Source organism: Salipaludibacillus daqingensis, from assembly GCF_029891575.1.
Taxonomy (GTDB): domain Bacteria; phylum Bacillota; class Bacilli; order Bacillales; family Salisediminibacteriaceae; genus Salipaludibacillus; species Salipaludibacillus daqingensis.
Genome location: NZ_JARZHF010000002.1, coordinates 398,997 through 414,012, shown reverse-complemented (window position 1 = coordinate 414,012; position 15,016 = coordinate 398,997). Strand labels below are relative to the sequence as shown.

Annotated in this window: 14 protein-coding genes; 8 read left to right on the top strand and 6 right to left on the bottom strand. The window is 35.1% G+C overall.

From position 1 onward, the window contains the following. Positions 1-152: 152 nt before the first annotated feature. The gene (locus tag QDN89_RS06135; RefSeq protein ID WP_280769212.1) at positions 153-980 is read right to left on the bottom strand and encodes a nitrilase-related carbon-nitrogen hydrolase; all 828 of its coding nucleotides are present in this window, start codon (positions 978-980) and stop codon (positions 153-155) included. Between the two features lie 466 nt (positions 981-1,446). Between QDN89_RS06135 and QDN89_RS06130 the strand changes: the two genes are divergently transcribed. Further along, entirely contained in the window at positions 1,447-1,953 is a 507-nt protein-coding gene (locus tag QDN89_RS06130) for a hypothetical protein (RefSeq protein WP_280769211.1), read from the top strand. A gap of 69 nt (positions 1,954-2,022) precedes the next feature. Here the strand turns inward: QDN89_RS06130 and QDN89_RS06125 are convergent, their stop codons facing one another. The 3 genes from QDN89_RS06125 to rarD form a co-directional block, all read right to left on the bottom strand. Beyond that, positions 2,023-2,343, bottom strand: coding sequence for a DUF4870 domain-containing protein (locus QDN89_RS06125; RefSeq protein WP_280769210.1), 321 nt, complete (start codon positions 2,341-2,343; stop codon positions 2,023-2,025). A gap of 74 nt (positions 2,344-2,417) precedes the next feature. Next, a complete protein-coding gene (locus QDN89_RS06120) occupies positions 2,418-2,741 on the bottom strand; it encodes a hypothetical protein (RefSeq protein ID WP_280769209.1) in 324 nt (107 codons plus the stop codon). 76 nt (positions 2,742-2,817) lie between these two features. Further along, positions 2,818-3,729: an EamA family transporter RarD gene (gene rarD, locus QDN89_RS06115; protein ID WP_280769208.1), complete on the bottom strand. Its 912-nt coding sequence runs from the start codon at positions 3,727-3,729 to the stop codon at positions 2,818-2,820. A gap of 278 nt (positions 3,730-4,007) precedes the next feature. On the opposite strand from rarD, the gene QDN89_RS06110 reads away from it, so the two are divergent. Continuing rightward, positions 4,008-4,379, top strand: coding sequence for a YisL family protein (locus QDN89_RS06110; protein WP_280769207.1), 372 nt, complete (start codon positions 4,008-4,010; stop codon positions 4,377-4,379). A 52-nt stretch (positions 4,380-4,431) separates the two neighbouring features. On the opposite strand, the gene uvsE is transcribed toward QDN89_RS06110, so the two are convergent. Beyond that, a complete protein-coding gene (gene uvsE, locus QDN89_RS06105; protein WP_280769206.1) occupies positions 4,432-5,319 on the bottom strand; it encodes a UV DNA damage repair endonuclease UvsE in 888 nt (295 codons plus the stop codon). A 186-nt stretch (positions 5,320-5,505) separates the two neighbouring features. Here uvsE and trhO point away from each other — a divergent pair, with 186 nt between their 5' ends. The 4 genes from trhO to QDN89_RS06085 all read left to right on the top strand — a co-directional run bounded on the left by trhO (position 5,506) and on the right by QDN89_RS06085 (position 9,659). After that, positions 5,506-6,477, top strand: coding sequence for an oxygen-dependent tRNA uridine(34) hydroxylase TrhO (gene trhO, locus QDN89_RS06100; protein WP_280769205.1), 972 nt, complete (start codon positions 5,506-5,508; stop codon positions 6,475-6,477). 36 nt (positions 6,478-6,513) lie between these two features. Next, on the top strand, positions 6,514-6,648 hold the full coding sequence (locus QDN89_RS06095; RefSeq protein ID WP_280769377.1) for a hypothetical protein: 135 nt from the start codon (positions 6,514-6,516) through the stop codon (positions 6,646-6,648). Positions 6,649-6,824: 176 nt separating this feature from the next. Further along, positions 6,825-7,913: a hypothetical protein gene (locus QDN89_RS06090; protein WP_280769204.1), complete on the top strand. Its 1,089-nt coding sequence runs from the start codon at positions 6,825-6,827 to the stop codon at positions 7,911-7,913. Between the two features lie 357 nt (positions 7,914-8,270). Then, the gene (locus QDN89_RS06085; RefSeq protein ID WP_280769203.1) at positions 8,271-9,659 is read left to right on the top strand and encodes a C40 family peptidase; all 1,389 of its coding nucleotides are present in this window, start codon (positions 8,271-8,273) and stop codon (positions 9,657-9,659) included. Positions 9,660-9,814: 155 nt separating this feature from the next. On the opposite strand, the gene QDN89_RS06080 is transcribed toward QDN89_RS06085, so the two are convergent. Next, positions 9,815-10,903: a polysaccharide deacetylase family protein gene (locus QDN89_RS06080; protein WP_280769373.1), complete on the bottom strand. Its 1,089-nt coding sequence runs from the start codon at positions 10,901-10,903 to the stop codon at positions 9,815-9,817. 335 nt (positions 10,904-11,238) lie between these two features. On the opposite strand from QDN89_RS06080, the gene QDN89_RS06075 reads away from it, so the two are divergent. Further along, entirely contained in the window at positions 11,239-12,528 is a 1,290-nt protein-coding gene (locus tag QDN89_RS06075; RefSeq protein WP_280769202.1) for a glycosyl hydrolase family 18 protein, read from the top strand. Between the two features lie 219 nt (positions 12,529-12,747). Continuing rightward, entirely contained in the window at positions 12,748-14,991 is a 2,244-nt protein-coding gene (locus QDN89_RS06070) for an alpha/beta hydrolase (protein WP_280769201.1), read from the top strand. Positions 14,992-15,016: the final 25 nt, after the last annotated feature.

The following is a 15,016-nucleotide window of genomic DNA, read 5'->3' as shown; positions in this document are numbered from 1 at the left end:
GATTTTAGCATAGTTATACAAAACTATCTACAATAAAATATTACACAGAATATGCGAATAAAGAAGAAACCCCTTATTTAAAAGGGTTTATAATATTTTTTTATAAAAGTTAAAATTCGTATGATTCGGACAATTTATGATTAGTGCATAATTTAATTCTTTGAATGAATCGGATTTTCCATAAGGTCTTTTGAAATAAATCGAGAGGGTAGATCAGCTATATAAGGAATTCTTTTTCTTGTTTCAAGTATTTTTTGGAAATCTATGTTTCCATATATGATTTCCTCCTTATATTTAGGAGCACAAGTTAGTAGACTTCCATTTGGATCGAGTAATTTACTTTTTCCACAAGAGTTATTTCCATAAGTGTTAATGCCGAAAATATAAAGAGAATTATCTAGCGCTCTAGCAGGTAGTTGAATATCCCAACGTGGTTCTGCTTCAAAACTCCATACAGAAGGTACAAAAATTAGTTGGGCACCTTTTAAAGCAAGCGCTCTTGCTGGTTCTGGAAATTCAATATCATAACAAATTAATACTCCGATGGAACCTAGTGACGTATGATAAACCTCGTAAACTTTTTCCCCTGCAGTAAATATGTTTTTTTCGGTTCCCCAAAGCATAGACTTTCGATAAACGCCAACTATGCTTCCATCACAGTCTATGATTGCTGCTGAAATATAATACGATTGTTTTTTAGTATCTATCATATTTTCACTTTCTAAAAAAGGAATAACTAACACAACTCCTAATTGTTTAGCTAATTTTTTAAACGTGTTAACCGTTTCTCCGTCATGTGTTTCTGCTAAATTAGAGAGGTCCTCTTTTTTTAAGTTGTATCCTGTAACCCATAACTCAGGTAGACAGATCATTTTTGCTCCATTATTAGCCGCTTCTTTAACGAGTTCGATGGCTTTTTGTTTATTTTTTGATACTTGCAAATCATCAGAAAACATTTGTACACCAGCGATTTTTAACATATATCTCATCACCTCCGTAATTATAGTTTATTTATACGGGAGAACGTGATGTTTGGCAACCGTGGAGGTTCCTTTTGTGATTCATCGACACATAGATTGCAAAATGATATGTAATTAAATATAGGGAGCACTTATTGTGAATGTGATCTTAGAAGCCAAGAGACGATTTATGTTAATCTGGTCGGATTGCTCTGTCCTAAGGTTGTGCACGACACGTGTGGTTAATTTATAGCATCAATAGCTTAATGTAAATAACTATTATAAAAAAGGTTAAAGGAATTAATCGATAAAAGAAGAATTTATAAGTTAAGGTATTAAAACTTAGTTAGGCACCAATTCTAATTTTTCGCACCATGATGCATGAAAATGATCTTAATTGACGAGAGAGTGGAAGCTAGAACTCTTTCTAAAGTTTTATTATTTTCAGGGGAGTTTGAAATGTTTATTTTTAGAAAGGATGAAAGGCATGGACGATAGAACGATTTATTTTAAGGATAATTTTTTCTCCAATGGTGTCACACCTATATTCAATGGAGAGAAAGTGCAAATTGGGCAATTAGATTTAAAAAGTGCTTTTTCGTCAAGCGTTGATGTACAAAATGCAGATGGAAAAGTTGTTGTCAAAGGTGCTTTTCCGTTTATGTCAAGAAAATGGGGTGTGGTAGGGGAAGGAGCGAGGGAAATGGGTTCTCTTAAGCAAAAAATCGCTTTTTTTGCAAAAAAATTTGAATATACTACAGATAATCGAGGGACAATTTCCATACATTCAGGAGCATTTTCAAATGAATACACAATGATGAATGAAAAGGAGGAAGTGATTGCTGAATTTAAAAGAATCAGCGGTTTTTTTGAAGCACCTGTTTTTCAGCTTATTAACGACTCGCAATCGGTCGATAATGAAGAAATGATTGCAGTTGTGATGGGGGTAAACATGATTAATAAACGAAATCGTAGAAACCGATCTCATTCATAGGCATTCAATCATCATCTTTATAAGACATAAAAAAAGCTGGTCGTAAACCAGCTTCGTTACCCTTGTTGCTTATAAAATCCGTAAAAGAAACGGAATACGGTAATATTCTCCACTATAAGCTTTTACCGCACCAATAATGGTGAATATGAGAGCGGCAGCACCAACAATCGGGAGCAAAACAAATCCGATAAGGAGGATAACTAAGATTCCACTGACTGTCATATAAATTGTATAAGAAATAAAAAGATTTAAGTACTCTCTACCGTGGTAGTCAATAAAAGCTGACTCATCTTTTTTCAGCAGCCAAATTATTAATGGGCCGATAATTGCTGTTAAAAAACTAACGAGATAGATAAGCAATGCTAACGTTTTTTCCTCTTGTGAAATCATTTGAACATTCCCCCTAAAGATAAAATAAGTACCTAATCCATATTCCCATATTAGGTGGAATGTAACCATCAGATCTAGTGACGATTTCTAATTATTTCCGATAAACCAGCAGGCACTATAAATAGTAATGGAATGAGCCCAAAGGTGCTTATGAATAACGGTAGCATAAGCCCTGAAACGAACATTAGCCAACCTGAGAATGTCGGTTTTCTTTTTACGAGCGCAGCACCAATCATCGCTATCGTACTTAATAACATAGCAACCATCGTTGTCCCCATAAAAAATGATTCCCCAAAGGTCGTTTCGTCTAGGGTACCAAAAAAGACAGCATAAAACGTATATATGAAGCCGATTGCTCCTCCGGTCATGCCGAGAAAAAAAGTTGTTGTCTTATTCATTGTCGTCAACCCTCCACCTGTTTTCTTATATCGTTAGCAGATAGAAGATAGAATATTCCAATGAAGAGTATTCTTATCATGGGGTGAGTTTTTTCATAAACGATGTTTTTGCAAAAGAATAAATAATTAAACCAAGCCATATAAAGAAAAATGATACGGCATGAACAGGTGTAAACGGCTCTCCGTATAAGAGAACACCTAAAAGTAGCATGATAGAAGGTGCAATATATTGAAGAAATCCGATAAAGGAAAGGGGAATCTTCTGCGCACCAATACCAAATAACAATAAAGGAATTGCAGTTGCTATCCCCGTTCCAACAAGGAGAATGCCTGTTGTAGGTTCGTCTGTATAAAATACGGAAGAGAAGTCAGCATGCACCCAAAATAAGAAACCTAAAGCAACAGGTGTTAATAATAATGTTTCAATCGTTAATCCTGTCATGGCTCCAATTTTTGTCTGTTTTTTCACTAATCCGTACATACCAAAACTAAAAGCGAGTATAAGAGCGATATATGGGACTTGCCCGAAAGAAAACGTCATGATACTGACACCAATTAATGCGAGAATAACAGAAATCTTCTGCCAGAAGATAAGTTTTTCTTTGAAAAAAAGCACCCCTAGTAAAACGTTGAAAAGAGGATTAATATAATAACCTAAACTGACTTCTACAATCCTTTCATTTGCTACTGCCCATATAAATAAGACCCAGTTTACACTGATGAAAAATGCAGAAAGAGAAATACCAGCAATGATTTTAGGATGAGTCCATAAATAGCGAATATCATACGAGAGTTGACTGACTTTTCGTAAACTAACAAACATGACGATCATAAATAATAATGACCAAAAAATTCTATGGGCTAAAACTTCCATCGATGGGACATGATCGACAAGTTTCCAATATATAGGGAGGAATCCCCATAGAAGGTATGCTCCGGTTCCAGCTGCAATACCTATACTAATGTCTTTTGGATCTGCATGTTTCATATTTGATAGCCTCTTTTCTATCTTCATTAACATAATGAACGAGTATATAAATAAAGAATTAATATATTTCGTTTCACCAAGTAATTTAGCCTTAAGAACCGGTTAGTGTCAAGGAGATTTTCTTAAACGTCAGATTATAAAAAAAGTCTAGAAAAATAAGAGGTGAAAAACTAGAAGCTACAGGGGGTTTTTCTTTATTTATGCATTCAATTTGTATAAGATGGGAGATGAGACGATTATTCGTCTATATAATATGAATGAAAAAAGGAGGAATTGGTTTGTTATATTCGACACATACCCACATCTTCACATGGGTTGTAGCGCTTATTTTGTTTTTTGTAGCATTATCATTATTTAAAAATGGTATGGCTAAGCAAATGAAAATCGTACATATGGTTTTACGATTATTTTACGTTCTCATTTTAATTACAGGGATCATATTGTTTGTAAATTTCGGTTCGATTGATCACATGATGTATGGATTGAAGTTTGCTACAGGTTTAGCTGTGATAGGGTTCTCTGAGATGGTATTAGTAAAATTGAACAAAGGGAAGAGTGCAAAAGGCGTAACAATTGGGTTAATTATTTCATTTATCATAACACTTTATTTAGGTTTTAGTTTGCCAATAGGATTTAGTTTTTTAGCGTAAAACATGAAAGAGCCTCATTTGAAGGCTCTTTTTTAGTTATCTTCTTGTCGTGTCAGTTTGAAACTTCTTCTGTTAGCTTCAATACAGCTTGTTCTTTTTTCTTCGCTTCAAGCATGATATCTACATTTCTTCCATTAATAATAGCTAGCAATTTTTCGAAATCCTCCTTAAATACGTAATCGTGATGACGCCGATCGGTTAGATATTCTTTCCCGGAACTTATATGTACTTTAGGTGTAGTTCCAGATGGCCAAGAATCAATCACTTTGTCAAATAAATCACGTAACGAAATTGTCTCTTTTCCGTGATTGCAATGATGGTGATGGATGTCAAAACAAATCGGAATGCCACACTTATCGTGGATTTCAAGTACGTCATGTAATTGATACGTCACGTCATCATTCTCTAAAATTAATTTCTTTCTAATACTTGAAGAGAGTGTTAAATAGCGGTCAGCAAAGCGATTTTTAGCTGAGTCCATATCGCCATAGGCCCCACCTCCGTGGATGATCATTTCCGTTCCGCCGATAAGGTTAAGCAAGCGATCATGGTATTCAAGATCTTTCACACTTCGTTTAAATACGTCTTCTCTTGTAGAACTAATTACCGTGTACTGCCCAGGGTGCATCGATAATCTCATTTGGTAATTTTCTTGTAATGTTTTAATTTCAGTTGTCAAATCTAGAACGTCTGAGTCCAACCACCATTCCCAGTCCATATCTTGGTGACTTCCTAGGGGAACTATATCTGAACTGATTCGAAAAAATAATATGTCATTTTTTATATTCCATTTTAAAGCCAAAATGACGCTTTTTAAATTAGATATTGTATGCTGTTTGATAATCTCTTTCCCTTTTTTATGATATGTGGCTAGCCTACATGTTTTTAATTTTGTTGGGATTACAGTATTAATACAAGCGTATCCTAGTAACAATGACATCCACTCCTTTACAGACCAATTTACCCAAGAATAGCAAAAATGAACCGAGTTTATACGCACGTATGGGAAAGTAGTTGTAAGGATTAACCGTTGTAACGATTGTTAATCCTTTGGTATACTATAAAATGGACTTTTTAAGTAAAAAGGTTTAATAACTATTTCAATGAATTAAAGGTGGTAGAAATAATGTTCGATTATAAATATAGAGTATTGCTTTATTATAAATACATTACGATTGATTCTCCTGAAGAGTTAAAACAAGAACACTTAGATTTTTGTAAAAGTCTCGGATTAAAAGGTCGTATTTTGATTTCAGAAGAGGGGATCAACGGGACAGTTTCTGGAACAGTAGAGCAAACTGATTTATATATGGAAGAAATGAAGAAAGATCCTCGATTTGAAGATATGGTGTTTAAAATAGAAGAATCCAAGGAGCATGCATTTAAAAAAATGCACGTTCGTCACCGAGATGAATTGGTTTCTTTTGATTTAGAAGAAGATGTGGATCCAAATGAGATAACTGGAAATTACTTAGAACCTGAGGAATTTTATAAGCAGATGAATGATCCTAATACCGTTATTATAGATGCAAGAAATGACTATGAATATGACGTAGGTCATTTCAAAGGGGCTATCAAACCTGATATCAAAAGTTTTCGCGAATTACCAGATTGGATCAAAGAAAATAAACAGACGTTTGAAAATAAAAAAATTCTCACATATTGCACTGGTGGTGTTCGCTGTGAAAAGTTTTCAGGCTGGCTTTTGAAAGAAGGGTTTGAAGATGTTTCCCAACTTCATGGGGGGATTATTACGTATGGACAAGACCCTAAAGTGAAAGGGGAACTATGGGATGGAAAATGCTACGTTTTTGACGAGAGACTGACTGTTCCTGTCAACCAAATAACGCATCATGTTGTAGGAAGAGATCATTTTACAGGCGAACCTTGCGAGCGATATGTAAATTGTGCCAATCCTGAATGCAATAAGCAAATTTTAATATCAGAAGAAAATGAACATTTTTATTTGAGAGGTTGTACGCATGAATGTCGTGTTCATCCAAGAAACAGATATATCGTAGAATATGAATTAACAGAAGAAGAGGTAGAAGAAAGACTTGAAAAGATTGAAAATACTCTAGGAAAAAGTAGTCAATAATGGATTATGAATAGCTTCAAATGAGGTTCTTGAATCATGTCGAAATTTCAATATGAAGAAAAAGCCTTTGTTGCTTCTTATGAACCTCGAAGTTTTAAAGGTTGTTATATTACAAAGGGGATGAAACGTCGAAGAGAATTGTTCTTAAAGAAGAAAAAGAAATCAGCATAACATTTAAAAATTAGTCGTCAATAAAAAACAACGAGAATATCTTTATCTTGTTGTTTTTTTGTGTTTTATTAATCCTAGGGAACGGGAGAAATGGCGTATTGATCATCACCAGTTGATAGTTGTTGCATAGGCTAATACACCAATGGAAATTTTATTTGAAAAAGGAGTGCATGCATATGGCAGCTAAACAGTTGGATTACTTTGCAGGGGACCATACGGCAAAAGGGTTTTATCATTTCTACTCATCTAATTTACAATCAATTCGCCAAGGTATCGTATGTAATGGAAAAATCCCGTCCATTAAAACAGACTTCATGAAAGAAATGGCTAACAAGTGGACGAAAGAAGGTTTTGATGTTGAAATTATTCATAGCTCCTCCATTAAAAATGGCATAGATTGTGTGATCAATCGAGAACTGAGCATTGCTATATATGACGGGGACCTACTCAAACTAGAGTTTCAAGGTACAATCATAAAAAAACTAGATCTAGATGCTGAATTGAATCAAGAAGCACAAATGATTGAAAAGGAAAGTAAGAAACTTGTTAATGAAAGAATGAACATCGCTTTCCAAAATGCTCATGTATCATTTAAAAAGGGGTTGTATGTACACGATGGTCTAGAAGAGATATATATTAATAATATGGATTTTCATAAGCTTAACAAATTAGCTCAACGTATGACAAAAGACTGGTTAAGTGAGGGAAAGGAATTGACAAAAAAAGCAGTTATAAAGCATCGTTTTTTTGGAGCTGTCACACCTAAAGGCATGGTGGATTTTATACCACAATTAACGACCGATTGTCATAAAAGATGGCTTATAAAAGGGAGAGCAGGAACAGGGAAATCTACGTTGTTGAAAAAAGTGGCAGATGAAGTTAGTAAGAAAGGCTATAATGTTGAACTTTATCATTGCGGTTTTGATCCTGAAAGTATTGATATGGTTGTAGCTAGAGAGATAGGATTTTGCGCATTTGACAGTACTCCTCCTCATGAATATTTTCCCGAAAGAGAAGGTGATATATTAATAGATATTTATGAAGAGGCTGTCGAACCTTATACGGATGAAAAATATGGTAAAGCAATTGAAATTTTAACAGATCGTTACAAATCATTTATGAAAAAAGGAGCAGAATATTTAGTTCAGGCAAACAAATTAAACGAAGAATGGGAACAAAGATTTAATAATAGTATATCGATGCATAAACGAGATAAATTACTTGAAGAGGTTTTTGTACGATCACTGAGAAACAAAAGGTCTTAAAGATTAAGAACCCAAGACTGTCTGATTTAGAAGAGAATTTCATAGTATATAAATAGAAGAGGACGAGCAAAGGCTTGTTCTTTTTTTTGCAGATATCATACAAAAGAATGATAAAAAAAGATAAAAAATCCCGTTTAGAAAATTCTGATAACAGACACAAATTCTCTAAAAATACAAATTGAAATGTTTTTGTAACATGATTATCATATTCCTGTGATTTTATAATGGTACTATTCTACCTAGTGAGTCATATATCTATCATTTTTCACCAAGAATATACATAAAAACATAGAATTATATAGATGTAACTTAAGATAATGGGACATTAGAATGATTAGAGATTAAGGTGGGGTATTTGTGAAGAAAAAATTAGTAGGACTTATGATCGTTTTAGGAATGACAGGGGTATTATTTTTTCCAGCAGGGTTGGCAGGAGCGACAAGTGATTTAGAAAATGAGAAAGTTGAAATTGAATCTGAATTATCAGAAGTACAATCTAATTTGTCAGAAGCTGAACAAGAATTATCGGATATCTTAACTGAAATTGATGAAATTAATGATCAAATTGCACGAGTAGATCAAGGAATTGCTGATAATAAATCAAAAATGGAAGAAACAGAAGAAGATATTTCTACTAGAAATGAAGAAATCGAAAAAATGGAAGTAGAAATTAATGAATTAGAGGAAGATATAGAAAGACGATTTAACTTACTTAAAGATCGTGCAAATGCCTATCAAAAACAAGGCGGTAATGCTAAATACTTAGAAGTTATTTTAGGTTCTGAAAGTTTCAGTGACTTTGTGAGCCGAGTGTTTACAATTTCAAGAATTGCTCAAGCTGATAATGAGTTTATTGAAAAACTAGAAAAAAATCAAATAGAGTTAGAAGAGAAGCAAGAAAAGGTTGAGAATAAATTAGATGAACTAAATGACATCTTAACAGAGATGGAAGGAATGCATAAACATCTTAAAGGTCAACAAGATCAGAATGATGAACTTAAAGCAGAACTAGTTTCGAAAGAAAAGCAAACGGAAGAAATGATGGAAGAACTAGTAAAACAAGATGAAAACTTGCAATCTGATCGAGCAGATATTCAAGCTAGAATAGAAGCGGAACAACAGCGCCAAGCGGAAGAGCAAGAGCGTCAAGAAGAAGAAGAAAGAGTAATTGCGGAACAACAAAGCCAATCGACAAGTGAAAACTCGTCAAGTTCTAATGATAACTCAAGCAGCAGCAATAGTTCTTCAAGTTCAACCTCGAGTTCAAGCTCAAGTTCAAGCTCGAGTTCAAGTTCAAACACAACTTCAAGTTCGAGTAGTGATTCTTCGACAAGTCAATCAACTACAGCATCAACTTCTTCTAGTGGCGGGGCAGTCACGCAAGTAGGAAGAAAGTATTTCGGTAATTCTACTTATGTATTCGGTGGTGGCCGAAGTTCTTATGACGTAGCTAATGGTAGATTTGATTGTTCGGGATTCGTTGCATGGTCCTTCTCTCAAGTTGGTAAAAGCTTACCTTATAGTACAGATGGATTAGTAAACGCTGGTCAACGTATTTCTTATAGCGAAGCGCGACCTGGAGACCTTGTGTTCTTTGACACTTACAAAACAAATGGACATGTAGCCATCTACTTAGGTGGAGGACAGTTCATCGGTTCTCAAAGCTCTACAGGTGTTGCAATTGCTAGCATGAATAGTGGATACTGGGCAGATAATTTCAGAGGTGTAGTAGTAAGAGTTAACTAGTCATAATAAAAACAGTGTGCAGAGAATGCACACTGTTTTTTGACGTTATTATAGAAGTTGATGGTAAAACATCAAAAGAAAATGCTTTCCCTTCCATTAATATAAAATTTCCCCTTTTACTTTTGCTTCTCCTTGTTAAAAAAGTTCACCGATAGTTATTCTAATAATGTTTGTATCGTTACAAAAGTATAACCTTGCCTTTGAAGTTCATCAATGATTTTTGGTAAGGCATCGACAGTTCCTTTTAAATTCTCCGGGTTCCAATCGATATTATGTTGAAGAACAATTCCACCTGGTGAGATCTCATTGATCACCGTTGAATAAATTTCATCACCAGAAAGACCTGACCAATCCATTGTATCAACTGACCACATGATAGACCGGAATCCGATTCGATGAATTAATTCTTCATCAGCTCGTGTCAGTGCACCGAACGGAGGTCTAAATAAGTCCGACTGCCGACCAACTGTATCAGAAATAATATCTTGAGTTTGTCTTAATTCATTTTGGACATCGCTCGATTGAATGTCTGGGAATAAAGAATGAGTAAAGCTGTGATTTCCGAATGCATGACCCTCGTCAACAATCCTCTTCATCATTTCTGGGTGTTTTTCCACTTGCTGACCAACAACAAAAAAAGTAGCAGGAACACCTTTTTCTTTAAGAATCTCTAATATTTGAGTCGTATACAAAATGTCCGGGCCATCATCAAAGGTTAAAGCTACTTGTTTTTGTTCCCCATCACCAGAACCGATGCTTGATACCGTTCGAGGTTCGGGATTTTGAATGAATGTTTTTTTGATGTCTTCATGATAGCTGACATTAAGATCTAAATACTTTGCAATATCATTGAGTGGAACGAAGGTTTGGCCATCGATATGAATAGAAGCAACAGAAAGTTGTTCACGTTCCCAATTATTATTTTTTTTAATATCAATGACGTTTGATCCCGTTGGGTGTGCAAAAGAAATATCACCTAACCGAAATACAATGGAGTCATATTTTTCGTTCCAATCAACGAGTGAGCCAGTCTCTTTGAAAAATATAGCGGGAACTAATAAATGACCGTCTCGTAATGCATAGTTTGTTTGGATTGGGGTCTCATCGACATATACATGAGCTTCCGATACGGAAGATTCTTTTGCTTCAATTACATCTGTTCCAATAGTCATAACGCTAAAGATGAAAAGCAATAACAACATTTTTCCTAAATAATTTTTATGCTTTTTAATAAATATGAACATACTCACCGTGATTTATCCTCCTTAGAATATTGTACTTTAATTAGTCCGATTAGATTCTCATTCTATTTTTTGAATCGACTCTGTTATCACACTTTGTTGTATGGCTTTCATTTCTAAAAGTTAACGGTCCTTTTAAATTGTCTTTATTCTTACTGTGTCCAATATCTAAATAATTAGCAAAACAAATATAGATTATTTATCACTGAGAATATCTAATCTTGAAGATAAGTATGGGTTTTCAATAGGAATCTGTTAGATTATTAAGATTCATAAATATGAAATGGCAGAATATAGTCCTAGAAGAGAACTATGGTCAGAACGAGGGAGGGGATTTTTTGCAAATACACGTTGTTGCTCAAGGTGATAACTTATGGTTGTTGCAGCAAAATTATGGAGTGCCATATCAAGATATCGCTGCGGTTAATCAATTAGCTGAAGACACTCAACTTGTTTTAGGTCAGTCGTTACTTATACCTGTGCAAGGAAGAGTCCATGAATTACAACGAGGGGATGATATTTGGAAGGTAAGTGAAAAAAATAAAGTTTCCGTTGACTCGCTACTTAGAATGAACTATATGAATAATCCTTCATTTATGCCTGTAGGAAGTCGATTGTTTATTCCTGATGTGGTTAGACAAAAACCATCTATTGATGTGGGGGCCTATGTTGATTTACAAATAACAGGTGCTGAGTCTGCCGAAGAAGTAGCTCGAGTAGGAGAGTATTTAACATATGTACAAATTTTCAGCTATGAGTTAAATGAAGATGGTTCGCTCACACCAATAAATGACCAAGAGGTTATTAATACGGCATATGACAATCAAGTTGTTCCTTTGATGGTCATTACTAATATTGAGGATGGGGCGTTCAGTACAGAGTTAGCCAGAACTGTTCTTCAAAGCGAAGAATTACAAAATGTCATGTTAGATGAAGCCTTAGCCATAATGGATGAAAAAGGATATCTAGGTTTGGATTTAGACTTAGAGTATCTTGGAGCTGAGTTAAGAGAAAATTATAATCAGTTGATGCAAAGAGCGAGAACTCGGTTAGATGAAAGAGGGTATCTTCTTTCCAGTGCGTTAGCACCAAAAGTAGAACCGGGAATGACCGGACTTCTTTATGAAGGACATGATTATGCTTTTCATGGTGAAGTGGCAGACTTTGTATTTTTAATGACGTATGAATGGGGATGGACAGGTGGTCCTCCAAGAGCTGTAGCACCAATCAATGAAGTAAGAAGAGTAATCGAATATGCGTCTACTGTTATGCCTACTGAAAAAATTATGATGGGTGTTCCGTTGTATGGTTATGATTGGACGCTTCCCTTTGTAGCAGGGGAAACGAGGGCAAGAGCGATTGACCATCAAGAGGCTTTAGAGTTAGCTCGAAATTACAACGCTGCAATTGAATTTGATGAAGAAAGTCAATCTCCTTTTTTTACGTATTATGATGAAGAAGGACTCCAACATGAAGTCTGGTTTGAAGATGCTCGAAGCATTCAAGCGAAATTTGACCTAGTGATAGAGTTGGGGGTTAAGGGAGTATATTATTGGGTTTTAGGGTGGGATTTCCCACAAAACTGGGCTCTCCTTGAAGATAACTTTAATATTAACAAACGCATATAGGTATTTAAAGATATAAAGATATTCAAACGTATTCGTTTACGTCGCCAACCACTTCTAAAGTGGTTTTTCTTTTTAATGTGTTTAATTATATAAATTCCTATTTATTGAAAATGATCCTATATTCATCTGCTAGAATAAGGTGAGGTCTGATATAATTAAAGTTCCCAACAAATATGTTCGGAAAACTTTTACTATATAGTGAGGAGTATCTACTGAATCATGCAAATACGGTTAACTAAATTACAAAAAATACAAAGTTGGGTGAAAAGAAGAGCGCTTAAAACATCGGCCTATGATTCGAAAGTTAAAATGATGGTCCTCGCACTATGGCTGATGACCCTTTTTGCTGTTTTTAATGCAGGGGTAGCTACACCAACAGGTTTCGGTGTACTTATTGATTTACTTATTTATACATTAGTCAATACGTTACTCTTTTTTAGTGTAACGGGCTTAGTTGGGTTCCTTTTATCATTGATGTATCTTCCCATCCCTAGATTATTTGTGGGAAGCTTATCATATACGATTTATCTTCATTATTATATTTTATCAGAAGCGAATTTAGGAACAACGTTTACGTGGATTATCACAAGTGTTGCTATTCTTCTTGCTATATGTATTGGTATGCTATTTACAATCATGAAATCAAAGCATTGGAGCAGCAGCAAAAAAATTGGATGGTCAGCTTTCCCTCTTTTGATTATATTATTTGTGATTTTTTGGTCTCCTGAAATTGATAATGTTGAAGTAGAAAATTCTTTTAGTGAAGAAGAGTATATCACACCATTATCTGTGGACAACCCTGCTGAAAAGGGTGATTATTTAGTTGAAACATTTACCTATGGAAATGGAACAGATAATCACAGAGATGAATTTAGAAACCATGTGGACGTGTTGTCTGGTTCTGTCGATGCATCTGACGTCATGAATGAATGGGAGTGGTTCAGAAAATTTTTCTGGGGATTTGATGAAACCGAACTACCTTTAAATGGGCGTGTATGGATGCCAGAAGGTAATGAAGTATTTCCACTCGTACTGATGGTTCATGGAAATCATCGAATGGAAAACTTTTCGGATGCGGGATATGATTATTTAGGAGAACTTTTGGCAAGCAGAGGTTATATTGCTATTTCGGTTGATCAGAATTTCTTAAATTATTCTAATTGGACAGGGATTCCCAATGATGATTATAGATTTCGTGCATGGATGATGTTACAGCATCTTTTAAAGATTGATGATTTTAACAATGATCCAACTACCCCTTTTTACTCTAAAGTAGATTTGCAACGTGTTGCAGTAATGGGCCATTCTCGTGGAGGACAGGCAGCTGCAATGGTTGCCGATTATGAGCGATGGTTTGCAGATGATGATTCAGTTAAAGGAATGGAAGCCATAAATGTTCAAGCTGCTATTGGTGTTGCTCCGACAGATCGTCAAGTTGATGATATGAGACCTGAGTTTGATGGTGCTTCTTATTTGACAATCCATGGTGCAAGAGATGGTGACGTTCATAATTATCATGGGGATCGACAATATTCTAGGGTTACCGTTGCTAATGACTCGGACCACTTTAAAGCAGGAGTTTATATAGCTGATGCGAATCATAGTCAATTTAATAAAGACTGGGGCAGGATGGATATGCGTCTCCCTGGTGGAATGTTTCTTAACAGAGACCAAATGATGGATCCTGAGGAGCAAAGAGAAGTAGCAAAAGTGTACATTTCTGCTTTTATTGAAAGTACTCTTGGAGGAAACGATCAATATATTCCACTTTTTCGAGACGTCCGTTATGGTAGTGAGTGGTTACCTAACACTCAGTATGTGACTCGTTTTGAAAACAATCAGTTCCATCCTTTAGTTAACTTTAATAGTGCTAAAAGTAAAACAGAATTATCTCAAGGTATTTTGGCTGAGGGAATTGGTTTTGATGTTTGGGAAATAGAGTCATCGATAAATCGCTCTGGGAATACGAAACGAAAAAAAGGGATGGTTTTTGAGTGGGAAAATTCAGGTACGTATTCGTTATTTATTCCTGATGGATATGGTGAGAGTCAGCTGACAGATGACGTGGAAAGCGTGTTTCTTTCTATAGCGAATATGGAAGGGCAGTTTGACGAAGAAGAAAAAGAAGTGGATGTTCCAACGAACCCATTATTGGATGTGAAACTGGAAACGACTGATGGTGAATCAGCTAGAGTATCTTTGGAAACATTCAAAGAGATTGCCCCGGCAATTCATACACAGTTTACTATTAACCGTTATTTTGAAGATCTCATGAGAGATGGTAAATATAGTGAAGCAACGGAGCCAGTTTTCCAATCACATGAAATTCCATTTGCTTCCTTCCAAGAGGTAAATCCTAACATAGAGCTAGAAAACCTCGAAAGGATTACATTATATTTCTCAAGTGATAAAGGAAAAGTCATGGTTGATGAGATTGGTTTTATGAAAAGTAAAAACGAATGATCATAACTACTACTTTCATGATAAA